At 70.1% G+C, this 23575-nt stretch carries 19 protein-coding genes; 11 read left to right on the top strand and 8 right to left on the bottom strand.

Going from position 1 to position 23575, the window contains the following annotated elements:
- Window positions 1-21: 21 nt before the first annotated feature.
- Both D7V80_RS26630 and D7V80_RS26625 read left to right on the top strand, forming a co-directional pair.
- Window positions 22-1152 carry a mannosyltransferase family protein gene (locus D7V80_RS26630; protein WP_120590835.1) on the top strand — a complete coding sequence of 377 codons (1131 nt, stop codon included), beginning with the start codon at window positions 22-24 and terminating at the stop codon, window positions 1150-1152.
- Between the two features lie 46 nt (window positions 1153-1198).
- Entirely contained in the window at window positions 1199-1858 is a 660-nt protein-coding gene (locus tag D7V80_RS26625; RefSeq protein WP_120590827.1) for a class I SAM-dependent methyltransferase, read from the top strand.
- Here D7V80_RS26625 and D7V80_RS26620 read toward each other — a convergent pair.
- Window positions 1837-2688: a ChbG/HpnK family deacetylase gene (locus D7V80_RS26620; RefSeq protein ID WP_120590826.1), complete on the bottom strand. Its 852-nt coding sequence runs from the start codon at window positions 2686-2688 to the stop codon at window positions 1837-1839. The two genes, D7V80_RS26625 and D7V80_RS26620, sit on opposite strands and share 22 nt — an antisense overlap.
- A gap of 7 nt (window positions 2689-2695) precedes the next feature.
- Window positions 2696-3484 carry a glycosyltransferase family 2 protein gene (locus D7V80_RS26615; RefSeq protein WP_120590834.1) on the bottom strand — a complete coding sequence of 263 codons (789 nt, stop codon included), beginning with the start codon at window positions 3482-3484 and terminating at the stop codon, window positions 2696-2698.
- 137 nt (window positions 3485-3621) lie between these two features.
- On the opposite strand from D7V80_RS26615, the gene D7V80_RS26610 reads away from it, so the two are divergent.
- From D7V80_RS26610 to D7V80_RS26600, 3 genes are all read left to right on the top strand, one after another.
- Window positions 3622-4572 carry a diguanylate cyclase gene (locus D7V80_RS26610; protein WP_120590825.1) on the top strand — a complete coding sequence of 317 codons (951 nt, stop codon included), beginning with the start codon at window positions 3622-3624 and terminating at the stop codon, window positions 4570-4572.
- A 167-nt stretch (window positions 4573-4739) separates the two neighbouring features.
- Window positions 4740-6320, top strand: coding sequence for an ATP-binding protein (locus D7V80_RS26605; RefSeq protein ID WP_120590824.1), 1581 nt, complete (start codon window positions 4740-4742; stop codon window positions 6318-6320).
- Window positions 6317-7789, top strand: coding sequence for a sigma-54 dependent transcriptional regulator (locus D7V80_RS26600; RefSeq protein WP_120590823.1), 1473 nt, complete (start codon window positions 6317-6319; stop codon window positions 7787-7789). The genes D7V80_RS26605 and D7V80_RS26600 overlap by 4 nt, the downstream gene beginning before the upstream one ends.
- Before the next feature lie 22 nt (window positions 7790-7811).
- Here D7V80_RS26600 and D7V80_RS26595 read toward each other — a convergent pair whose 3' ends face one another.
- On the bottom strand, window positions 7812-9149 hold the full coding sequence (locus D7V80_RS26595) for a replication-associated recombination protein A (protein ID WP_014395038.1): 1338 nt from the start codon (window positions 9147-9149) through the stop codon (window positions 7812-7814).
- Window positions 9150-9270: 121 nt separating this feature from the next.
- On the opposite strand from D7V80_RS26595, the gene D7V80_RS26590 reads away from it, so the two are divergent.
- The 3 genes from D7V80_RS26590 to D7V80_RS26580 all read left to right on the top strand — a co-directional run bounded on the left by D7V80_RS26590 (window position 9271) and on the right by D7V80_RS26580 (window position 12817).
- The gene (locus tag D7V80_RS26590; RefSeq protein WP_120590822.1) at window positions 9271-10116 is read left to right on the top strand and encodes an NAD(+)/NADH kinase; all 846 of its coding nucleotides are present in this window, start codon (window positions 9271-9273) and stop codon (window positions 10114-10116) included.
- A gap of 61 nt (window positions 10117-10177) precedes the next feature.
- Window positions 10178-12022 carry a serine/threonine-protein kinase gene (locus D7V80_RS26585; RefSeq protein WP_120590821.1) on the top strand — a complete coding sequence of 615 codons (1845 nt, stop codon included), beginning with the start codon at window positions 10178-10180 and terminating at the stop codon, window positions 12020-12022.
- Window positions 12023-12037: 15 nt separating this feature from the next.
- Window positions 12038-12817 carry a YdcF family protein gene (locus tag D7V80_RS26580; protein ID WP_120590820.1) on the top strand — a complete coding sequence of 260 codons (780 nt, stop codon included), beginning with the start codon at window positions 12038-12040 and terminating at the stop codon, window positions 12815-12817.
- 8 nt (window positions 12818-12825) lie between these two features.
- On the opposite strand, the gene D7V80_RS26575 is transcribed toward D7V80_RS26580, so the two are convergent.
- The 5 genes from D7V80_RS26575 to D7V80_RS26555 all read right to left on the bottom strand — a co-directional run bounded on the left by D7V80_RS26575 (window position 12826) and on the right by D7V80_RS26555 (window position 17067).
- Entirely contained in the window at window positions 12826-14415 is a 1590-nt protein-coding gene (locus D7V80_RS26575; RefSeq protein WP_120590819.1) for a bifunctional UDP-sugar hydrolase/5'-nucleotidase, read from the bottom strand.
- A gap of 158 nt (window positions 14416-14573) precedes the next feature.
- On the bottom strand, window positions 14574-15320 hold the full coding sequence (locus tag D7V80_RS26570; RefSeq protein ID WP_120590818.1) for an MBL fold metallo-hydrolase: 747 nt from the start codon (window positions 15318-15320) through the stop codon (window positions 14574-14576).
- Window positions 15317-15814, bottom strand: coding sequence for a pantetheine-phosphate adenylyltransferase (gene coaD, locus D7V80_RS26565; protein WP_120590817.1), 498 nt, complete (start codon window positions 15812-15814; stop codon window positions 15317-15319). The genes D7V80_RS26570 and coaD overlap by 4 nt, the downstream gene beginning before the upstream one ends.
- Window positions 15814-16434, bottom strand: a complete 621-nt coding sequence (locus tag D7V80_RS26560; protein WP_120590816.1) for a TetR/AcrR family transcriptional regulator — start codon at window positions 16432-16434, stop codon at window positions 15814-15816. The genes coaD and D7V80_RS26560 overlap by 1 nt, the downstream gene beginning before the upstream one ends.
- Window positions 16435-16530: 96 nt before the next feature.
- The gene (locus D7V80_RS26555) at window positions 16531-17067 is read right to left on the bottom strand and encodes an adenine phosphoribosyltransferase (RefSeq protein WP_120590815.1); all 537 of its coding nucleotides are present in this window, start codon (window positions 17065-17067) and stop codon (window positions 16531-16533) included.
- Between the two features lie 310 nt (window positions 17068-17377).
- Between D7V80_RS26555 and D7V80_RS26550 the strand changes: the two genes are divergently transcribed.
- The 3 genes from D7V80_RS26550 to D7V80_RS26540 all read left to right on the top strand — a co-directional run bounded on the left by D7V80_RS26550 (window position 17378) and on the right by D7V80_RS26540 (window position 23443).
- Window positions 17378-20641 (top strand): SNF2-related protein, encoded by a 3264-nt coding sequence (locus D7V80_RS26550; protein WP_233585737.1) that lies wholly within the window; start codon window positions 17378-17380, stop codon window positions 20639-20641.
- A 157-nt stretch (window positions 20642-20798) separates the two neighbouring features.
- A complete protein-coding gene (recN, locus tag D7V80_RS26545; protein WP_120590814.1) occupies window positions 20799-22535 on the top strand; it encodes a DNA repair protein RecN in 1737 nt (578 codons plus the stop codon).
- Window positions 22536-22642: 107 nt separating this feature from the next.
- Window positions 22643-23443 carry a Stp1/IreP family PP2C-type Ser/Thr phosphatase gene (locus D7V80_RS26540; protein ID WP_120590832.1) on the top strand — a complete coding sequence of 267 codons (801 nt, stop codon included), beginning with the start codon at window positions 22643-22645 and terminating at the stop codon, window positions 23441-23443.
- The last annotated feature ends 132 nt before the right edge of the window (window positions 23444-23575 follow it).

Raw genomic sequence — 23575 nt, 5'->3', positions numbered from 1 at the left:
GGACCAAGGGGCATGGCCCACATGGTCCGTTCCGCTCCTCGTGTTGTTCTGACCGCAGGGCTCGCGGCCCTGGCGGTGTGCACCGCGCTGGTAACGCTGTCCGCGATTGCGTTCCCGCAGGGCTACAGCCCCGCGCGGCTGACGTGGCCGGGCGCTCCCATCCTCCTGGGCTGGACGCACTTCGACGCCGGTTGGTACGCGCACATCGCGACGGCGGGCTACAGCTACACGCCCGGCCAGCAGAGCCCGGTGGCGTTCTTCCCGCTGTACCCGTTGGTGCTGCGCGGCCTGGGCCTCTTGCAGGTGGATACGTTCCTCGCGGGCGTGCTCGTCACCATGCTGTGCGGCCTGGGCGCGCTGTACGTCTTCACGCTGTGGGCGCGCACGCGGGCGGATGAAGAGGCGGCGAGGAACGCGGGGCTCTTGCTGGCGTTCTATCCGTTCGCGTTCTTCCTCTACGGGGCCATGTATTCGGACGCGCTGTTCCTGTTGCTCATCATCGGGGCGTTCCTGCTGTTGGAGCGGGGGCAGCTGGGGTGGGCGGTGCTGCTCGCGGCGGTGGCCACGGCGGCGCGGCCGGTGGCGCCCGCGCTGGTGGTGGGCCTGCTGGCGCGGCGGCTGGAGTGGAAGCACGAGCGCGGCCTGAAGTGGAGCCTGATGGACCTGTTGCCGGTGTTCGCGGCGGCGGGCTTCGTGCTGTACGTGCTCTATCAGTGGAAGGCGTTCGGCGAGCCGTTCGCGTTCGTGAAGGTGCAGTCCGCGCCGGGGTGGGACCAGAAGCCGGGCTGGCGCACGTGGGCGAAGCTGCGCTGGTTCCAGGGCTTCAGCCGGGAGATGTCCCTGTCGGACGGCTTCCGGCTGGTGGGGCACGCGGCCGTCACGGTGGGGGCGCTCGCGCTGTTGTGGCCCACGGCGAAGCGGCTGGGGTGGGGCTATGGCGTGTACACGCTGGCCATCGTGGGATTGCCCGCCCTATCCAGCAAGGACTTCATGGGCATGGGGCGCTACCTGCTGGCCGCCTTCCCGCTGTTCCTCACGCTGGCGCTGCTGCTCCAGGAACGGCCGCGAATGAGGTGGGGCGTGCTAGCGACCAGCGCCTGCGTGATGCTGGCGCTGGCGGCGGCATTCGGAGCAGCGGAGTACGTGTCATGAGCGGACGGATGGGACGAGCAGCGGACCCGAGCGTGGAGGCCGCGTCATGAGCGGGCTCATGTCCCAGGCGCTGGAGCTCTACGCGCGCCTGCCCGCGAGCGAGCGCTTCCACGTGCACGCGCGGGCGTCGTCAGCCCCGCTGCTCGCGGTGGCGTCGCGCCTGCCCTCAGGGACGGTGGCGGACATCGGCTGTGGCCACGGTCTCCTGGCCGCGGTGATGGCGCTCGCGGTGCCAGAGCGCCGGGTTCTCGGAGTGGACCTGGACGAGCGCAAGGTGCACTGGGCGAGGCAGGCCCTGTCAGGACTGCCCAACGTGACGCTGGACGTGGGCTCCGTGGAAGCGCTCGCGAAGACGCAACCGAACACGCTCGACGCGGTGGTCGTCTGCGACGTGCTGTACCTGCTGCCCGATGAGCGGTGGCCCGGCTTCCTCCAGTCCGTGCGCGGCCTGCTCAAGCCTGGAGGCCGCTTCCTCCTGAAGGAGGTGGAGGGCGACCGTTCCTGGAAGCACGCCAAGGCGCTCGCGCAGGAGTGGGTGATGGTGTCGCTCCTGGGGCGCACCAAGGCCAGCGGCGGCATGGTGCTCAAGCCACGAGTCGACGGCGTGCGGCTCCTTCGCGATGCGGGCTTTGAAGTACGCGAAGTGGTGGGCCTGGGCGAGGGCTACACCACGCCGCACCTGCTCTACGACGCCGAGGCCCGCTGAAGCTCAGCGTAGTTCGCGAGCGTGATGCCCCGCTCCACGAGCTTCGCCTTCACCCGGGGACTGGTGAGCGCGGCGAGCTCCGCCTCCCACCCATAGGTCCACGCCGGATCCTCCGGCACCCGCGGAGCCCCCTCACCAGGGTGACACCCCAGCTCGAAGTCCCCCGCCGGCAGCGAGTCCAGCACCGCGAGCAGCGCGGACTCATCCAGCCGGCCCGCCTCGAACACGCCGCACGCGCTCACCCGCCGCACGCCCGGCCGGGCCCGGGGCGCCGTCCGCGCGAGCACCGCCAGCACCGTCGTCTTCAACGCCGGCCCGGGAGCCCGCAGCCACGACGCACGCGGCAGCGCATCCGGCCACCGCAGGGGCAGGCCCTCGCGCGCGGCGATGCCCTCCACCACCGACCGCACCCCCGGCAGCAGGTGCAGGTGCTGGTGCCCGTCCAGGTGGTCCACCTTCGCGCCCAGCTCCCGCGCGCGAGAAAGCTGCGCGGACAGCTCCCGCTCCAGCTCCTCTCTCCGTACCCGCCCCATCACCCACGCCTTCGCGAACTCCGCCCAGTTGCCCATGAGCCGCCCGCCCGGGGCCACCGTCCGCACGGCCTCCACGGGGGCCGCGCAGGGAAGCCGCGTGGACAGCGCCAGGTGCACGCCCACCGCCAGCCCCTGCGCCTTCGCCAATCCCACGGCCTCCGCCGCGCAAGGGCCCATGGCCAGCAGCGTCGCGCTGGTCACGATGCCCTCGCGGTGCGCCTTGAGGATGCCCGCGTCCAGCGACGGGTGCAGGCCCAGGTCGTCCGCGTTGACGATGAGGCGGGTGCGCGACGCCATGGCCGTCCTACCCGCGCCCCGCTTGGCCCTGCACCGAACGCAACGGCTGCACCGACGGCGGCAGGCGCACCGGCTTGACCGGCGGCGACGGCGAGCGCGTCTCCGGGTACAGCGCCACCAGCTCCCTCACCATCTTCATGATGACGGACGGGGACGCCAGCGTGGAGATGCCGCGCGTGCGCGGGAAGTAGTCCACGCCCATCTGGAACACGCGGAAGCCCTTGCGGATGGCCTTCACCACCAGCTCCGCGTCGATGAACGAGCCCTGGCTCCGGAGCTCCATCGACTCCAGCACCTGCCGGCGCATCAGCTTGAAGCTGAAGTTCACGTCCTTGATCTGGATGTCGAACAGCGCCCGGATGAGCAGGTTGTAGACGAACGAGTACACGATGCGCTTGGCACCCTCGCTCGTGCGGTCGAACCGGAAGGCGCAGATCATGTCCGCCTCCAGGTAGTCCATCAGGTGCAGCGCCCGCTCCAGCTCGCGCATGTCCCACGGCAGGTCGATGTCCGAGTACAGCACCAGGTCCTTCGTGCTCGCCGCCAGCCCCGTGCGCATCGCCCCGCCCAGCTTCAGGTTCACCGGGTGGGTGATGACCCGCAGCTGAGGCACCTTCGCCGCCAGCGCGTCGCAGACCTCCTGGGTCCGGTCCGTGGAGGCGTCATTGACGACGATGATTTCGAAGTCGTCCGTGAGCTTCGGTAGCACTTCCAGTGCGCGGCTCACCGCGCGCTCCACGTAGTCCTCTTCGTTCCAAGCGGGGAAGAAGAGGCTGATGCTCGGGTACTTGGCCACGGTCGTCATGTCGCGCGCGTTCCGTCGGGAAGGAAACGCGCGCTCGCTAGCAGAGGGCCTCCTTGCTGGCAAACCCCTTGGCCCTTCTCACGGGAAACCCTTATAGTACCGCGTAGTCATCATTTTATGGGGACACGGTGAAATCCCAGCCCTACACGCTTCTGGTCGTGGACGATTCGCAAGCACTGCTGCCCCAGCTGGTGCGCACGCTCGGCCCGGAGGACTTCGCGCTCCGTGTAGCCCGGTCCGGGCCGGAGGCGCTGGGGCTGACCCAGGAGGTAGACGGCGTCCTGCTCTGCTCCGGCGGCCCCGACGAGGCGCAGGCCCAAGGCCTCCTGGAGGCCCTCACCCCACCTCAACCCGCGTCCCGACCCGCCGTGGTGGTCCTTGCACCTCCACAGGACCGCGCCCTGCGCCTGGCCGCGCTGCGCAGAGGGGCTGAGGTAATTCTGACCCCCTGGGACGACGAAGAGCTGCGTTTGAGGCTCCACCGGAGCCTGGAAACGCACTCCCGGTTGAGGTCGCTTCACTCCCAGGTAGAGGAGCTGCGGCGCCTGGCGGTGACGGACGGGCTGACCCAGGTGCACAACCACCGTTACTTCCAGGAGCGCCTGCGCGAGGAGTTCCGCCGCTCGCAGCGCTACGACGAGAGCCTGTCGCTCATCCTGGTGGACCTGGACCACTTCAAGAACATCAACGACGCCCACGGCCACGGGGCAGGGGACCGCGTCCTCCGGGAGGTGGCCGCCTCCCTCCAGCACAGCGTGCGTGAGACGGACCTGGTGGCCCGCTATGGAGGAGAGGAGTTCGCCATCCTCCTGCCCTGCACCCACCTGCCCGGCGCCCTCACCGTGGCGGAGCGAATCCGCAAGGGAATCAACGAGTTGCACGCGGGCCCGGAGGGCGCCCTGCGCGTCACCGCGTCCCTGGGCGTCTCCAGCTTCCCGCACCGCGCCATCCTCGCGCCGGAGCAGCTGCTGCTCACCGCCGACGAGGCCCTCTACCGGGCCAAGCGGGAGGGTCGCGACCGCATCTGCCTCCACCCTCCCGCACCCCTGTTTTCCGCGCCGCCCTCGCGGGCTGGGTGACCCAGCGGGTCAAACACCCTGAGTCGTGTTTGACCCCAATGGGTCCCATGGGTCTACAATGACCTTGCCCCTTTTTGTCATGTCACTGAAAAAGGACGTGATTGCCGGGGTTTATCCAAATCTCCGGTTTGGCAAGGCCATTGCAAATGTCGAACTCCGGAAAGTCCATGGGAACCCTCGGAGCTCAAGCGCAGGCGCAGGACCCGGTCACCCGCGGCCGGCTGCTGCTCGTGGACGACGAGGAGAACATCCTCAAGTCCATCCGGCGGGTGCTGCGGCGCGGTGAGTGGGACATCGAGACGGCGACGGACGCCGAAGCGGGCCTGCGCACGTTGGAGCGCTTCCAGCCGGAGGTCGTCATCTCCGACTTCCGCATGCCGGGGATGAACGGGGTGGAGTTCCTCACCCAGGTGAAGCTCCAGGCGCCGCGCGCCCAGCGCATCATGCTGACGGGGCAGGCGGATCAGCAGGCCATCGAAGAGGCCATCAACCGCTCCGAAATCTTCCGCTTCATCTCCAAGCCCTGGAACGACAGCCACCTGGTCCTCACGGTGAAGAGCGCCTTCGAGCAGTACGCGCTCCACGCGGAGAATGACCGGCTCTACCGCGTCACCCAGGAGCAGAACGCGGAGCTCAAGCACCTCAACGCGGACCTGGAGGAGCGCGTCGCGCTGCGCACGCGCCTGCTCTCCACGGCCAAGCGCGAGTGGGAGCTGTCCTTCGACTGCATGGAGACGCCGCTCGCGGTGGTGCGCGCGCGGGACTTCGCGGTGCGCCGGGCCAACGTGGCCTACGCGCAGGTGGCCCGCCGCTCCATCGAAGAGGTGCCTTCGGACGTCCCCTGCCACCAGTACCTCTTCGGCCGGGACACGCCGTGCACGGGCTGCCCGCTGCCCTCCGCCATGGAGACGGGCAAGGGCGCGCGCGGGGAAGTGCAGCAGGGCGGGCGCAGCTACGTGGTGGCCGCGTACCCGTTCGCCGGTGACGACCGCGCGGTGTGCACCTACCGCGACGTCACGGAGGAGCAGGCGATGACGCGCCGGCTCATCGAGACGGAGAAGATGGCCGCGGTGGGCCAGCTCGCGGGCGGCGTGGCGCACGAAATCAACAACCCGCTGGGCGGCATCCTCGCCTTCGCGCAGCTGATGTCCCGCGACGCGGGCCGCAGCGAGAGCGACCTGGAGTCGCTGAAGCTGATTGAAGAGAGCGCGCTGCGCTGCAAGCGCATCGTGGAGAGCCTGCTGAAGTTCAGCCGGCACAGCCGCGTGGAGGACCGCCGCCTCTTTGACTTGTCCAAGTGCGTGGAGGACGCCGCGGTCCTCTTCCGCGCGCAGCTCAAGTCCATGCCCAAGGTGGAGCTGAAGCTGGGCCTCAAGGACGGGCTGCCCAAGGTGTACGGCGATCCCGGCACGCTCGCGCAGGTGGTGCTCAACCTGCTGCAGAACGGCCTCCAGGCGCTGCCCAACGCGGAAGGGCGCCTGTCCCTGGAGACGGGGCGCGAGGGCGACCGGACCTTCTTCGCGGTGACGGACACCGGCTCGGGCATCGAAGAGAAGCACCTGCCGCGCATCTTCGAGCCGTCCTTCACCACCAAGCCGCCCGGCGAGGGCACCGGCCTGGGGCTGTCCATCGCCTATCGCATCGTCCAGGACCACGGGGGCACCTTCCAGGTGGATACCCACGTGGGTCAGGGCTCCCGCTTCACCGTCTACCTGCCTATTCCCCTGCAGCTCGAGAGGTTGCCGTGAACCAAGTCAAGCGCGCCAAGGTCCTCGTTGTGGATGACGACTCCGTCGTCCTCAAGGCCGTCACCCAGATCCTCCAGCGGGAAGGACACCCGGTCGTTGCCATCGACGACGCGGTGGAGGGGCTCGCGGCGGCGAAGGATCCGTCCATCGACGTGGTCGTGCTCGACATCAAGATGCCGCACCTCTCCGGCATGGACCTGTTGCGCGCCATCAAGGCGGACCGCCCGGACGTGGAGGTCATCATGATGACGGCCTTCGCCACCGTGGAGACGGCGGTGGAGGCGGTGAAGGCGGGTGCGTACGACTACCTCACCAAGCCCTTCGAGAACATCGACGAGGTGAGCCTCACGGTGGCCAAGGCCGCCGAGCGCAAGGCGCTGAAGGACCGCACCCGCGCGCTGGAGGAGGCGCTCACCGCGCGCAGCCAGTTCGAGGACCTCATCGGTCAGTCCTCGCAGATGCGCGCCGTGTTCAAGCTGGTGGAGACGGTCAGCCACTCCACCGCCACGGTGCTCATCCAGGGTGAGAGCGGCACGGGCAAGGAGCTGGTCGCTCGCGCCATCCACTACCGCAGCGCGCGCCGCGACAAGCCCTTCGTCGCCGTCAACTGTTCGGCCCTGACGGAGACGCTCTTGGAAAGCGAGCTCTTCGGCCACGTGAAGGGCAGCTTCACCGGCGCCACCGGCAACAAGAAGGGCCTCTTCGAGGCGGCCGACGGCGGCACCATCTTCCTGGACGAGATTGGCGACGTGCCCCCGGCCACCCAGGTGCGCCTCTTGCGCGTCCTGCAGGAGGGTGAGGTCAAGCGCGTGGGCGCCAACGAGCCCGTGAAGGTGGACGTGCGCGTCATCGCCGCCACGCACGTGGACCTGTCCCGCGCGAAGGAGCAGGGCAAGTTCCGCGAGGACCTCTTCTATCGCCTCAACGTCATCACCATCGACCTACCGCCCCTGCGCGACCGCCCGGAGGACGTGCCGCTGCTCGCGCACCACTTCCTCAAGGTCTACGCCGCCAAGGCGGACAAGAAGGTCACCGGCATCAGCCCGCGCGCCATGGAGGCCCTCACCTGCAACCGGTGGACGGGCAACGTGCGCGAGCTGGAGAACGTCATCGAGCGCGCGGTGGTGCTGACGGCCAACGACGCCATCGACGTGGAGGACCTGCCGCCCGGCTTCCAGGCCGCGCCCCAGGCCGACTCGGCGGTGGAGGTGTTCAGCCTGGCGCACCTGCCGTACGCCCAGGCGAAGCGCCTGGCCATGCGCGCCTTCGAGCGCCGCTACCTGTCCGCGCTCCTGGAGAAGAACAACCACAACGTGTCCAGCGCGGCGCGCGCGGCCGGCGTGGACCGCTCCAACTTCCGCCGCCTGCTCAAGCAGTACGAAGTGGCCGGCCGCAGCATGAAGCCGCGCTCGCCCAAGGGCCCGGACGCGGACAGCGGTCCCGGTCCCGCGCTGGAAGCCGTGTCCTGAGGCAGTCCCGCGGGAGGGCGGTTCAGCCGTCCTCCCCGGGTTCGCGCTCGGTTCTCCGGGCCGCGAGCTGTTGCTGGATGGCTTCGTAGCGCTCGGACAGCTCCGCCTCGAAGCCGTTGCGCGTCGGGGTGTAGAAGCAGCGGGAGCGCAGCGCTTCGGGCAGGTAGTCCTCCGGGACGTAGTTGCCCTCGAAGTTGTGCGGGTACTTGTACCCGCCGCCGTACCCCAGCGACTTCATCAGCTTGGTGGGCGCGTTGCGCAGGTGCATGGGCACCGGCAGCGCGCCTTCCTTCGTCACGGCCTCGCGCACGGCCGCGTACGCGGCGATGACGGCGTTCGACTTGGGCGCGAGCGCCAGGTACGTCACGGCCTGGGTGAGGGGCAGGGTGCCCTCTGGCAGGCCCATGAGCTGGAAGGCCCTCAGCGCGTCCACCGCCACGCCCAGCGCGCGCGGGTCCGCGTTGCCCACGTCCTCCGACGCGAAGATGACCATGCGGCGGAAGATGAAGACGGGGTCCTCGCCCGCCTCCAGCATGCGCGTCATCCAGTACAGCGCGGCGTCCACGTCGCTGCCGCGCATGGATTTGATGAACGCGCTGACGACGTTGTAGTGCTCCTCGCCGCCCTTGTCGTAGAGCAGCATCTTCTGCTGGAGCGCCTCCTCCGCCACCTTGCGGTCCACCGCCGTGCGGCCGTACGCCGCCGCGGCCTCCAGCGCGGTGAGGGCCTTGCGCGCGTCCCCGCCCGCCGCGTCCGCGATGAACTCCAGCGCCGCGTCGTCCACGGCCACCTTGCCGCCCAGGCCCCGAGGGTCCGCGACGGCGTGGCGCATGACGGCGATGAGCTCCTCCTGCTCCAGGCCGCGCAGGGTGATGACGCGGCAGCGGGACAGGAGCGCGGCGTTCACCTCGAAGGACGGGTTCTCCGTGGTGGCGCCAATCAGCGTGACGGTGCCCTTCTCCACGTGAGGCAGGAGGGCGTCCTGCTGCGACTTGTTGAAGCGGTGGATCTCGTCGATGAAGAGCAGCGTGCGCTGGCGGTTCAGCTTCCAGCGGTCCTGCGCGCGGGCCACCGTCTCGCGGATGTCCTTCACGCCCGCGAGCACGGCGGACATCGTCTCGAAGGCGGCGCCAGTGGAGCGCGCGATGAGCTGGGCGAGCGTCGTCTTGCCGGTGCCCGGCGGGCCCCAGAGGATGAGGCTGGGCACCTGGTCGCTCTCCAGCACGCGGCGCAGGAAGCGGCCCTCGCCAGTGAGGTGCTCCTGGCCCAGGTACTCGCTGAGCGAGGTGGGGCGCATGCGCTCGGCGAGCGGCGCCAGGACGGCCTGTTCCTTCTGGCTGGCGTGGTCGAAGAGGTCCATGGGGCCTCCAAACCTAGCGCCCTGTCCGCCCCGTCGCGCACCCTTGTGATGTCCGGGGCCGAGCAGGTGCGTCATTTTCCTGCGGAGGACGGTTGGCCGGCTGGACTAGAACCCGGGGGGCGTGCAGACCCTCGTCATCGTCGCGAAGCGAGACACCCCGCAGGCCGTGGCCCTGGCGGCGGAAATCCAGCAGCGCCACCCGAACCTGACGGTGCTGGCGGACCGTGCCCTGGCGCATGCGCTGAACTGGCCGCGCATCGAGGACCGGGAGCTGGCGGCCCGCGCGGACCTGGTGGTGGTGCTGGGCGGTGACGGCACGCTCATCTACGCGGCGCGCCTGCTGGGCGGGCGCAACGTGCCCATCATCGGCGTGAACCTGGGCAGCCTGGGTTTCATGACGGAGATCTCCGTGGAGGAGCTCTTCACCCGGCTGGATGACGTGCTGGTGGGGAGCTTCCACGTGGACTCGCGGATGAAGCTGTCCTGCCGGCTGCTGCGCGGGGGCAAGGTCCTCATCGAGGATGAAATCCTCAACGACGTGGTCATCAACAAGGGCGCGCTCGCGCGCATCGCGGACCACGAGACGTCCATCGACGGGGTGCCCATCACCACGTACAAGTCGGACGGCGTCATCCTGGCCACGCCCACCGGCTCCACGGCGTACTCGCTGTCCGCGGGCGGCCCCATCGTGCACCCGTCGGTGGACTGCACCATCCTGTCGCCCATCTGCTCGCACGCGCTGACCCAGCGGGCCATCGTGGTGCCGGCGGACCGCACCATCCGCGTCACGCTGAAGAGCGAGACGGCGGACACGTACCTCACGCTGGACGGGCAGACGGGCCACTCGCTCCAGGGCGGGGACTGCATCGAGGTGGTGCGCTCGCCCAACCGCGTGGGCCTGGTGCGCAACCCGCGCGTGGCCTTCTTCACCATCCTCCGGCAGAAGCTCCACTGGGGTGAGCGCTGAGGCACCGGGCCCTTTGGGTGGGGCTCCCCTCGGGGGTGAGCGGTGGGGTAGCGTCCGGCCCGTGACGACGGGTGGGCACACGACGCGTTTCGGCAAGTACGAGCTGCAGGAGCGCCTGGGCGCGGGCGGCATGGCCGTGGTGCACCGCGCGCGCTACACGGTGGCGGAGGGCGTGTCCCGGTCCGTGGTCATCAAGCGGGTGAGGGACCCCTACGCGCAGGACCCCGCCTTCGTGCAGATGTTCCTCAACGAAGCGCGCATCTCCATGGGGCTGTCGCACGGCAACATCGTCCAGGTCTTCGACTTCGGGCAGGAGGCGGGGGAGTACTTCCTCGCCATGGAGTGGGTGGACGGGCAGCCCCTGTCCAAGGTGCTCAAGCGCCTGAAGCTGAAGGGGGTGGCGCACCTGCCGGCGCCGCTGGCCGTGCAGCTGATGGTGGAGGTCTGCAAGGGCCTGCACCACGCGCACACGCGCCGCGACGAGGAGGGGCGGTCGCTGGGGCTGGTGCACCGCGACGTGTCGCCGGACAACGTCCTGGTGAGCTACGAGGGCGAGGTGAAGCTCACCGACTTCGGCATCGCGAAGGCGCAGTGGGCCGGGCGGCAGGACACGGACGCGGGCGTGGTGCGCGGCAAGTTCCTGTACCTGTCACCGGAGCAGACGCGAGCGGAGGCGCTGGATGCGCGCTCGGACGTGTACACGGCCGGCGTGGTGCTCTTCGAGCTGCTCACCGGCCGCAGGCCCGCGGAGGGAGACCAGGCCTCGGTGATGGAGCGCATCGCCACGGGCGACCTGACGCCCCCGCACGCGTACGTCCCGGACCTGGACCACTCGCTGGGCGCGGTGGTGTCCCGGGCCCTGGCGCTGCGGCGGGATGACCGCTTCACGAGCGCGGAGGACTTCCAGCGCGCGTTGGCGGAGTGGCTCGCGTACCGGGCGCCGCTGTTCCCCGCGTCCACGCTGCGCCACCTGATGGGCTGGCTGTTCGAGGAGGAGCTGAAGCTCGCGGGCCAGCCGCCGCGGATTCCGGAGTCCTTCCTGCGCCAGGTGGCGGTGTGGACGGGGGAGGGCGGCCCGGCGGGAATGGACGAGCCGGAGCGGGCGTCCGCGGTGCACCGCGCGCACGCCGAGGCGTTCCCGGAGGAGCACGTGCCCGGGGCGCTGGTGGGCGGAAGCCCCGCGGCGGACATGGGCGCGGGAGTGCCCGGCTGGGTCTGGGCGGCCGTCATCGCGGCGGCGGTGGCCTTCTTCGTGGGGCGGGCGGTGATGCCCGACATGTCGGAGCCAGGCTCGCGCAAGCTCCAGGTGGTCTCCGTGCCACCGGGCGCGGAGGTGCGCTGGGATGGCAAGCAGGTCGGGATGACGCCGACGGTGCTGAGCGTCGCTTCGGGAGAGGACTCGCACCAGCTGGAGCTGCGGTTCGTGGGGTACCAGCCGTGGGCGACCACCGTGTCGCAGGCCGCCGTGCCGGAGCGCGTGCAGGTGTCGCTGGAGCGGCTGCCGCCTCCGCCGCCTCCTCCAGACCCGGTGGTGGACGCGCGGGTGAAGGACAAGGAGTCGCAGCCAGAAGGAGCGCCCCGCAAGCGGAGCGCGGCGAGCGCCCGGGGCGAATCGCGCGAGGCCTCGGATTGGATGGCGGGGTCTCCGGACGCGGGCGCGGCGTACACGCTGGGGCAGGAGCTGCTCGCGGCGGGCAGTGCGATGCAGGCGGGTGAGAAGTTCTGGAAGTGCCTGGAGCTGAAGGAGACGGCCGCGGAGTGCCACCTGGGCCTGGGCCGGGTGGGCGTGCTGACGGACCGGGACTCCATGGCCCGCGAGGGCTACCAGCGCTACCTGGAGCTGCGTCCGCGAGGTGTCGCGGCCACCGAGGCGCGCAAGTACCTTCACGCGAAGACGGCGCGGTAGTCGAAGCGAACGGCGATGTTCCTTGTCCTGTCGAAGGTGTTGGACCTGTTGCTGTCCCCGCTCACCTGGGTGCTCATCCTGGGCGTGGGGGGCGTGGTGCTGCGCCGGTGGAAGCGCCTGTCGCTGGCGTCCCAGCTCGCGGCGTTGGCCGTGCTGTACGTGTTCTCCATCGAGCCGACGGTGGCGCTGCTGACGCGCGCGACGGAGGCGGACGCGGTGAGCACGTACCGGCCGGACGTCGTCTACGACGCGGTCATCCTGTTGGGCGGAGGGCTGGACGCGGCGGCCACGGAGCGCTCGGGGCAGCCGGAGTACAACGCCGCGCCGGAGCGGATGATGCGCACCTTCGAGCTGCTGCGCGACGGCCGGGCACGGCAGGTGTTGATCACCGCCGGCAACCTGGACGCGAGGCCGGAAGCGGTGGTGGAGGCGGACGTGCTGGCCGCGCAGCTGGAGCACTGGGGCATCGCGCCCGAGCGCATCGTGAAGGAGGGGCGCAGCCGCAACACCCGCGAGAACGCGCTGGAGTCGGAGCCGCTGGTGCGCGCGCACGGCTGGAAGTCGCTGCTCCTGGTGACGAGCGCCGCGCACCTGCCCCGAGCGGCCGGCTGCTTCGCGGCGGTGGGGCTGAGGGCGGACACGCTCGCGGTGGACCTCCGCTCCTCGACGATTCCCCCCGCGAAGCTGAGCTGGCTGCCGCGCTCGGGAGCGCTCAACCAGAGCACGGACATGCTGCGCGAGCTGGCGGGGCGGGTCGTCTACCGCGCGCGAGGCTGGACCACGCCCTGGCGGTAGCCCGGGCCCTACTTCATCGACGGCGGCGCATGCAGGCCGCCCCTGGGTGCGCCGATGACCGTGATGCGGCCCTGGGGCTTCGCTCGCGGCACGGGCTTGCCAGTGCGGAACGCGGTGCCGAGTGCCTCCCACGGCGACACCTCCAGGCCCCTGGGCACCGTGGGCAGGTCCTTGAACATGGAGTAGCCGTCGTTGCCCTGCGCCACGAAGCTCAACGTGGCCAGCCGGTACGTCGCCGCGTCGTCCAGCGGCTTGCCCTTCACCTCCACCTTCGTCACCCGCGCGCCCGGCGCCTTGCGCAGGTCGTAGGTGAAGCGCAGGCCGGACACCTGGGGGAAGCGGCCGGGCGGCTTGCCGTCCACGCTGCTCAGGCTGACGCCGTTCTCCAGCGCCGCGCGCAGCACCGCCCCCTTCACCCTCAGCACCACCAGCTCATTGCGGTAGGGCATGAGCGAGTACAGCTCCCGCCGGGTCATCGTCCCCGCGGGCAGCACCCGGTCCGCGCGGATGGCGCCCCCGTTCACGAGCGCCACGTCCGCGCCCATCGCCTCGCGGAACGCATCCGCCAGGAACGAGCCCAGGTTCGTCTCCCCCAGCCGGTTCTGCGCGCTGCGCGCATCCAGCGCCACCGGCGAGCGGCCGATGCGCTCCGCCAGCGTGGCCAGCAGCGGGGCATAGGGCTTCATCTGCTCGTTGAACGCCGCGTCGTCCGGCGTCTTCGCGGTGATGGGGATCACCTTCCACGCGAGCTTCTTCACCGCGCCCGTCTTCGCATCCAGGTCCAGCGTGACGCGGCCCAGGTCGATGGCGTCCTCGTCCAGCTTGAAGATGGGCGTGCCCGCGACGGTCTCCTCCACGCGGTCGTGGTCATGCCCGCCGATGATGAGGTCCACGCGCACGCACCTCGCAAGCTCCCGGTCCTGCTCCACCGTCAGGTGCGTGAGCCCCAGCACGAACTGCGCGCCCGCGGCCCGCAGCTCGTCCACGGAGCGCTTCGCCGCCTCGCAGTACGGCGTGATGCGCGTGTCCTTGCCTGGCTTGGACGACGTCTGCGTCTCCGGCAGCACCACGCCGAAGATGCCCACCTTCACGCCGCCCACGTCGCGGAGGTCCCACGCCTTGAGCCCGTCGAACACCTGCCCCGACTTCACGCTCATCACGTTGGCGCCCAGCCACGGGAAGCGCGACTGCTGGAGGCGCGCGCGCAGCACGTCGTCCCCGAAGTCGAACTCGTGGTTGCCCACCGTGGAGTAGTCCAGACCGAGCGCGTTCCACGCGTCGATCATCTGCTTGCCCTTGAGCGCCTCGCCCGCCACTTCCGCGGACGACTCCACCGAAGGAGAAATCGTGTCACCCGCCAGCAGCGTGAGGACGTGCGGCGACTCCTTCAGCGCCTGCTGCTTGAGCGTGGCCACGCGCGACAGGCCGCCCCGGTTCTGGGCGGTGGGCTGGAACTGGTAGACGTCGTTGAGGTGGAGGATCGTGAGGCGGACGGTGTCGGCGGGAGGCGTCGGCTCGGCGGCCCCGGCGGCGCGAGCGGCCAGCACCATTGCGAGCGGCAGCAGCACCGCCCAGGTGCTCACGGTCTTCTTCATCATCGGACAGTCGTTCTCTTGCGGGGCGCGAAGGGGGGAGCGCCAACCCATCTCGGCCTAGCGCACTCGGCGCGTGAAGGCGAGCGGACCGGACATGGCGCAACGCGCAAGCCCTTCTTCCCGGAGGATGAAGGGCATCCAGCCCACCGTGCGCTCCGTCCTCAGACGGTGTAGCGCCGGCCCTGCACCAGCGGTTCAATCACGCTGCCGCTCGTGTCGAACAGGTCCGGATAGTGGATGAGGCGCATCTTCGCGCGAGTGGCCTCCGGCAGCGCCGCCAGCTTCTCGTAGGGCGTGTGCACGCCGTAGTTCGTCTCGTGGATGACCAGGTCCGCCTCGGACAGCCAGGAGATGAGCCCCTCGTCGAAGGCCGTATCCGCGCTGTAGCCCAGGCACCGGCCCCCGGCGCGGATGCGGAACGCGGTGGTGGGCACGTGGTGGTAGGTGAAGCGGCACTCGATTTCGAACGGGCCGTGCTTCACCGCGCGCTCCAGGTGCAGCGGCGTGTGCGTGAAGTAGTCCTCGAAGTGCTTGTGGCTGGGCCCCGCGCCCTGCTGCTCGATGAGGCACTCCATGCCCGCGGCCAGGTGGCCCTCCCAGAGGCGGCGCGTGATGCTCGGGTGCGCGAGCAGCTCCATCTTCCGCTGCAGCACGAAGAAGGAGAAGTACCCCAGTCCCTCCAGGCCGGAGGCGTGGTCCGCGTGCAGGTGCGTGAGGGCCACGGCGCTGACGCGCTCCACGTCCAGGTGCACGCCGGAGGACTCGGACGCCTCGCGCATCATCTTGCGGATGGGGTGCGGACAGTCGAGCAGCAGCACCTGTCCCTCCGCCTCCAGCGCCAGGCACGACGAGTAGTAGAGCGCGGAGAAGGCATCACCGACGCCCAGGGGAATGAAGGACAGGCTCATGGATGGCTCCGGAGGGGAGGGGACAGCCGCTCGCGCAGCTTCGCGGCGACGGCGGGAGGGCAGAAGGCGGACACGTCCTCGCCGCGCGTGAGGCGCTCTTTCAGGGCGCTGCTGGACACCTCCGCCAGGTGCGCCTCCGCGGGCAGGAAGAGGGTGGACAGCTCCGGCGCGAGCGCGCGGTTCATCTGCGCCAGCTCCGTCTCGAACTGCGCATCGGTGGCGCCGCGCACGCCGCGCAACAGGACGCTCGCGCCAATCTCCCGCGCCAGCTCCACGATGAGCCCTTCGGTGAAGGTGACGGAGACGTTGGGATGCCGGGCCACGGCCTCCCGGATGAGCGCCATGCGCTCCTCGGCGGTGAGCAGCGTGCGCTTGTTCGGGTTGACCGCGACTACGACAACGACGTGGCTGAAGAGGCGCGCCGCCTGTCGCACCACCGACAGGTGTCCCGCCGTCACGGGGTCGAAGCTGCCTGCGTAGATGGCGATGGTCATCACGACACCTCACGGTCCGGTGAAGAAGAAGTCGCCGCGTCCAACAGTCCCGCCGCCATGCGCTTCACGGTGCCCGCCGCGGAGCCCGGGGGCACGAGCCCGGGCGCGCTCGCGGACAGCACGAAGTACCCCTGGATGGCGGCGAACAGGCCCGCGGCCAGGGGACGCGCGCGGCGCTTGCCCACCACCGCCGCGACCAGCGCCTCCAACTGCTCCAGGTCTGCGCGCACCACCTCTTCGTAGGCGGTGCGCACCTCCGGCTGCCGGATGGCCTCCGCGCTGATGGTGACCCAGCCCGCCACCGCCGCCACGTCCGCGTCCGGCCCGGTGGCGAGGAACGCGTCCACGAACGCCTCCACCCGCCCACGAGCGTCGTCCCCGGCGAGCTTCGTCACGCGGGTGGCGAAGCGCTGCCGCGCGCGAGCGGCCAACGAGCGCACCAGGGTCAGGAGGATCTCCTGCTTGTCCTCGAAGTGGTAGTGCACCAACCCCGCGGAGAGGCCCGCCGCTCGGGCAATCTCCGCCACGGACGCGCCCTCGTAGCCGCGCTCGGCCATGGCCTTGAGCAGTCCGGCGACAATCTGTTCCCGGCGGGCTTCGGTGTTGGAGGGGCGAGGCATGGCGCGGTCTTGTTTCTAGGTTGTGTGACCAACTTATAAATGGGGCCGGCGCGGGCGTCAACCGGACGTGAAGTCCGGTGGCGCCGGGCTTGGGGGCTAGAAGCGCAGGACGGACGTCACCTTGTCCGGCCCCAGCCGCTTCGCGCCCTCCAGGAAGTCGAGCGTGATGAGGAAGCTGTAGCCGACAATCTGTCCACCCAGCCGGCTGACGAGCCGGCCCGTGGCGTCGGCGGTGCCGCCGGTGGCGAGCACGTCATCCACCACGAGCACGCGCTCGTCCTTGAGGATGGCATCCTCGTGCATCTCCACGCCGTCCGCGCCGTACTCCAGCGAGTAGCGCTCCACGATGCACTTGTGCGGCAGCTTGCCGGGCTTGCGCGCGGGCACGAAGCCCGCCTCCAGCGCCAGCGCGATGGGGGCGCCGAGCAGGAAGCCGCGCGACTCCACGCCCACCACCTTGGTGATGTGCTGGCCCCGGAAGGGGGCGGACATGGCGTTGACCACCCGGCCGAACAGGCGCGGGTCCGCCAGCATGGGGGTGATGTCCTTGAAGACGATGCCGGGCTTGGGGAAGTCCGGCACATCCCGCAGGACGGCCTGGAGGTCGGAGAGGAGCGTGGGGTCGAGGGACATGGGGTTTGAGCTCCGAGGGGAGGACGGCGGCGTTCAGCCCGGGGGATGACACCCGGGGTGGAACTGGGACCCAGGGTACCCGGCCCGGGTGACAGCCAGCCCGGCGGGCCCCCGGACGCAGAGTCCCAGGGCCAACGGCCGGAGGATGGGCGGACTGGGACGGGACCGGGACATGGCGGACGTTGATGATCTCACAGCTTCGCGCCGCCCGGCCGCATCGGCTGGCGGACGCCGTATTTTTTCCCGCGCGCGGGGATCCCCTCACTGTGTTAAGCGAGGCGGTTCCCCCCGACCAAGGAGTCTGGGGCCCTTGCAAGCCGTGCAAACCACCGCTGACACCCGAGACCCTCTCTCCCCCCAGGACGGACTCTGGCTCCGCGCCCTCAAGGCCGAGGTCGAGCCCGCCACGTTCAAGAAAGGCCGCGAGGTGGCCGAAGGCCGCCGCGTCTTCGGCCTCACGCGTGAACCCGAACGCATCCGCGCGCAGGTCGCGGCTCCGTCCGGCGAGCGCTACGACGTGGCCCTGATTCCCGGAGAGGGAAAAGTCGTTTCCTCCTGCACCTGCCCGGTGTGGAACACCACGGGCCCGCATTGCGAGCACGTGGTCGCCGTGGCACTCATCTACGCGGCCCGCTTCCGGCCACCGCCGCCACCGCAGAAAGCGGCGCCCCCTCCTCCGCCGCCCGAACCCGAGGACCCGGGACCGGCCGACGAGGAGGAGATTCCCGGAGGCGGAGCGCCGGGGATGGAAGGCGTCAGCCTGCCCGCGCTCGCCAAGGTGGAGAGCTGGCTGGGCCTGTCGTCGCTGCCCGACTACGAGTTCCTCTACCGGCTCACCCCCGCGAGCTCGGGGGCGGGCGGCTCCAACAACCGCCACTGGGTCGTGGACGTGCGCCGTCAGGACGCGCAGACCAAGGGCCCCGTGCACGTGAAGCGCCTGCTCCAGGCGGGCAGCCGCATCGCGCCCGCGGACGAGCGCATCTTCATGGTGCTGTCGCGCCATGAGCACCGCTACGACTCGCGCATCGTCCTCTCCGACGAGGACCTGTGCGAGGTGCTGGAGCTGCTTCGCCAGCGCCGGGTCATCTACCGGGGCACGCCGCTCGTCTACATGGAGCAGCCCGTGCGGCCGCAGATCCATCTGGAGTCGCGTCCGGACGGCGCCACCGCGCAGATTGAGCTGCTGTTCCCGGACGGCGTGGGCTACCCGCTCAAGGACGTCATCGTGCTCGCGGGCCGGCGCACGTACGTCATCCAGGCGCAGAACCTCCACGCCGTGGAGCCGGACTTCCCGCCGCGCTTGCTGCGCAAGTGGCTGCTGGAACCGACCATGGCCTTCCCGTCCGGGCAACTGGACCGGGTGCTGACGTTCTTCGCCGCGCACCTGCCGCGCTTCCGCATGTCGCTGAAGGCGGACGACATCGAAGTGGACGAGTCGGTGGAGCCGCGCTTCGTCCTCACGCTGGAAGGCGCCGCCGAGCGCGTGAAGGTGCAGCTGGCCGCACGCTACGGCCAGACGACGGTGGCGGTGTCCCCCACGGCCACGCACCTGGGCTACGCCAGCGGCGTGGGCGAGGACGCGCGCAAGCTGTACCGCCGCCGCGACGAGGTGGAGCGCGCCGCGGGCAAGCTGCTGCTCGACCAGGGGCTGCGCTTTGATCAGGCCGCGCAGGCGTTCGACGCGACGGGCGACGTGGCCCTGGAGTTCTGGGCGCGGGGCCTGGCGAGCCTGCCCGAGGAGTGGGAGCGCTACGGCGTGCAGGCGCCCAAGGTGCGGCTGCGCCCGAAGCTCAAGCCGCGCATCCGCGTGGGCATGAGCGGCGTGCAGTGGTTCGACCTGGACGCGGAGTTCGTCACCGACGACCAGGCCGTGGACCTGGGCGCCGTGCGCATGTGGCTGGACTCCGGCCGCAAGTTCGTGCCGCTGAAGGACGGCTCCTTCGCGGAGGCGGACGTCGCGGAGATCAAGCGCGTGGCGGACCTCCTGGAGGAGGCCGGCGCCATGCCGGGCCGCACGCGCACGCGGCTGCCGCTGCACCAGGCGGTGGCCCTGGACCTGCTCGCGGACCTGGGTGAGTTCACCGAGGTGGAGGCCAAGGCCCGTCAGGCCATGCTCTCCCTGCGCGAATCCTCCGGCGTGCCGAAGGTGGCCGTGCCCGAAGGCCTGCAGGCCACGCTGCGCCACTACCAGGAGGCGGGCCTGTCCTGGCTCTGGTTCCTCAGGCGCCACGGGCTGTCCGGCATCCTCGCGGACGACATGGGTCTCGGTAAGACCATCCAGTCCCTCAGCCTGATGCAGAAGGTGGCCAACGAGGAGGGCCGCAAGCCTTCGCTGGTGGTCGCGCCCACGAGCGTGCTCGCCAACTGGGAGCGCGAGGCGGAGCGCTTCACGCCGGGCCTCAAGGCCATGGTGTGGCATGGGCAGGACCGCCGCGAGCGCGCGGAGGACCTGAAGGGCATGGACCTGGTGCTCACGTCGTACGCGCTGGTGCGCCGCGACCTGGAGCAGCTGTCCCAGGTGGGCTTCCGCTACGTCATCCTGGACGAGGCGCAGAACATCAAGAACGCGGACAGCGCCACCGCGCAGGCGTGCAAGTCGCTGCCCAGCGAGACGCGCCTGGCGCTCACCGGTACGCCGCTGGAGAACCGCCTGTCGGAACTCTGGAGCATCTTCGACTTCCTGATGCCCGGCTTCCTGGGCAGCGCGGAAGGCTTCAGCGACCGCTACGAGCAGCCCATCCAGGTGGCCAACGACGCCACCGCGAAGGACCGGCTGCGCCGCCGCATCCAGCCCTTCATCATGCGCCGCCTCAAGACGGAGGTGGCCAAGGACCTGCCGCCGAAGACGGAGAGCGTCGCGTGGTGCGAGATGGAGCCCGGCCAGGCCGCGCTCTACCGCGAGGTGCTGGAGGAGAGCCGCCGCAAGGTGAACGAGTCCATCGAGAAGGTGGGCTTCAAGCGCAGCCGCGTCTCCATCCTCGCCGCGCTGATGCGCCTGCGTCAGGTGTGCTGCGATCCGCGTCTGCTCAAGATGCCGCCCGGCACGCTCCTGCCGTCCAGCGCGAAGCTCGAGCGCTTCATGGAGTTGGTCGCGGACCTGGTGGCGGAAGGCCACCGCGCGCTCGTCTTCAGCCAGTTCACGGAGATGCTGGAGCTGCTCAAGCAGGAGGCGGACAAGAAGGGCCTGCGCTACCTCTACCTGGACGGCCGCACCAAGGACCGCATGGGCAAGGTGGACGAGTACAACCGCCCTGACGGCCCGCCGCTCTTCTTCATCAGCCTCAAGGCGGGCGGCACCGGCTTGAACCTCACCGCCGCGGACTACGTCATCCACTTCGACCCGTGGTGGAACCCCGCGGTGGAAGACCAGGCCACGGACCGTACGCACCGCATCGGTCAGACGCGCGCGGTCATCAGCTACAAGCTCATTACGCGCGGCACGGTGGAGGAGAAGATTCTCAGCCTCCAGCGCCGCAAGCGCGAACTCGCCGCCGGCGTGCTGGGCGCGGACGGGGACGACATGGGCCGCACCCTCACCGAACAGGACATCCAGGAGCTGTTCACCGAAATCTGACGCGACTCGGGGAGTGGGAGATGGTTGTGGCGCCAACAGGCCACGCCCTCCCACTCGCCCTCCCACCGTCCGCCCGACCCGAACACCTGTGCAGTGTCACCAAGACCTGCTAGGGTGTTCAGGTGTTGGGGCGTCGTACGGACCGCGGAGAGCGCGCGTGCTGCTGGGTCTTCGGATTTCGAACGTAGCGGTGATTGAGGAGGTGGAGGTCGCGTTCGGCGCGGGCCTCACCGTCCTCACGGGTGAGACGGGCGCCGGCAAGTCCATTCTGGTGGACGCGCTGGGCCTTCTGCTCGGGGGTAGGGCGGATGCGGACGTCATCCGTGCAGGCTGCGAGGACGCGGCGGTGGAGGGCGTGTTCGCCCGGACACCGGTGCTGGCCGCGCGCCTGGAGGAACTGGGCCTTCCAGACCTGGGAGAAGAGGTGCTCGTGCGCCGCGTGCTCGGGCGCACCGGGCGCGGAAAGGTCTACGTCAACGGCGCGCTGGTGACGCTGGGCGTGCTGGGGAAGCTCACCCGGGGCGCGGTGGACATCGCCGGCCAGCATGAGCACGTGAGCCTCTTCGACTCCGGGCTGCACCGGGTGCTGCTCGACAAGTACGGCGGCCTGGAGGAGACGCTGGCCGCGTACGGCCGCGAGTGGGCGAACCTGCGCGAAGTGGACGCCCGCATGGACGCGCTGGGCGGAGACGACGCCAAGGTGCGCGAGCGCGCGGAGTTCCTGCGCTTCCAACTGGACGAAATCACGCGCCTGGACCCAGAGTCCGGCGAGGACGTGAAGCTGGACGCGGAGCGCCGGCGGCTGGGCAGCGCGCAGAAGCTCAAGCGTCAGGGCGCGGAGGCCGAACTGCTGGTGTCGGGCGAGGCGCCGTCCGCGGTCGAAATCGTGGGGCGCGCGCTGGGGCTCGTGCATGAGGGCGTCAAGTGCGACGCGACGCTCGCGCCGGTGGCGCAGTCGCTCTCCACGGCGCTGTCGGAGCTGGAAGAGGCCTCGCGCCGGCTCAACCGCTACGTGGAGGGGCTGGAGTCCGACCCCGGGCGGCTGGGCGAGGTGGAGGAGCGGCTGGACGCGCTCAAGCGGCTGTGCCGCAAGCACGGCACGACGCTGGACGGCGTGCTCAAGAAGCGCGGAGAGCTGGAGACGGAGCTGGGCACGCTGGAGAACCGGCGCGAAATCCTGGAGGAGCTGAACCAGGAGCGAAAGCGCGTGGAGGAGCGGGCGCGCAAGGCGGCGCTGACGCTGTCCCGCGCGCGCAAGGCCTCCGCCGGGGCCTTCTCCCAGCAGGTGCGGGACGGCCTGGGCGGGCTGGCCATGGGCAAGGCCGCCTTCGAGGTGCGCGTCACCGCCGGGGAGAGCTTGCGTCCGGACGGCATGGATGAAGTGGAGTTCTTCTTCAGCGCCAACCCGGGTGAGCCGGCGCGGCCCCTGGCCAAGGTGGCCTCGGGCGGTGAGGCGAGCCGGCTCCTGCTCGCGCTCAAACGTGCACTGGCGGACAGTGACGCGTGCGGCTGCTACATCCTGGATGAAGCGGACGCGGGCGTCAGCGGCGCCATCGCGGACGTGGTCGGCCGGATGATTCGCGAGGTCAGCACCCACCGCCAGGTGCTGTGCATCACGCACCTGCCCCAGGTGGCGGCCTACGCGGACGCGCACCTGCTCATCAGGAAGAGCGTGAAGGGCGAACGCACCGTGTCCCAGGTGCTCCCCCTCTCGGCGGGCGCCGAGCGCACCCAGGAACTGGCGCGCATGATGTCGGGCGTGGAGGTCACCCGCGAGGCGCTGGGCGCGGCGGAGGCGCTGGTGCGTTCGGCCCACCGGGCGGCTCCCCGCGCGCGCCGGGAGTCCGGCCCGGAAGGCAATAGCCCCCGGGGCCGGCTGCGCCGGACGGCCTGAAATGGGGGCCTATAAGGTAGGGGTGACCCAGGGGGAGGGGCATGACGCACCGGGAGTTTTCGTCCGCGTCCTTGCCCCCACTTATGGGCTCACATAGCATCCGGCGCGTGTCCAGCACCGCAGGGCAGACCGCGGCCCCCCGCCATAAAGTCATCTCCGCTGGCCTGACGGACGTCGGGCGCAAGCGCAATCACAACGAGGACAGCTTCCTCATTGACGATGAGCTCCAGCTCTACGTCGTGGCGGACGGCATGGGTGGGCACGCGGGTGGCGGTACCGCGTCGCGCATCGCCGTCGAGACCATCGACAAAGAGCTGCGGCGCGCGCGTGAAGGGAGGGACAATCCCTTCGTCAGCGTTCCCAACCTCCAGGATTCGCCCATTCCGGAAGCGCTCCGGGGCGCGGTGGAGAAGGCCTGTCAGGCCATCTACCTCACCGCCCAGGATGACGCGCGCCTGTCCGGCATGGGCACGACAGTCATCTCCCTGGTGGTCCGCGACGAGCACGCCTTCTTCGCCCACGTGGGTGACAGTCGCGCGTACCTCATCCGCGGGGACCTCATCCAGCAGATCTCCGAGGACCACTCACTGGTCAACGAGCAGATAAAAGCGGGGATGATCACACCGGAAGAGGCCAAGCACTCCCGGTACAAGAACATCATCACCCGCTCCGTCGGCTTCGAGGAGGAGGTCCAGGTGGATGTCATGGGGCTCGTGTCCGAGCCCGGTGACGTGTTCCTGCTCTGCTCGGACGGCCTCGCCAACATGCTCGAGGACCGGGAGATCCACGACGCCGTCGCGCGCCACGCGAGCCTGGAGGAGGTGCCCAAGCACCTCATCGACCTGGCCAATGAGCGCGGCGGCGACGACAACATCAGCGTCATCGTCGTGCGCATGCAGGGCGGTTGAAGAGGGCCCGGACTCGGGGCGCGATTGGGGCGCGCCCTGGAGTCTGTTGACCTTGACACTCTTCAAATGCGGATGATAGCTGCCCCAACCTTTCCACTTACTGAGAATCGCCAGTGGGTGACGGTGCGGGAG

The sequence above is a fragment of the Corallococcus sp. CA054B genome, assembly GCF_003611625.1.
In the GTDB taxonomy this organism is placed as follows: Bacteria; Myxococcota; Myxococcia; order Myxococcales; family Myxococcaceae; genus Corallococcus; species Corallococcus coralloides.
Note: the sequence above shows the minus strand (reverse complement) of the source record. Positions and strands in the feature narration are given on the sequence as shown.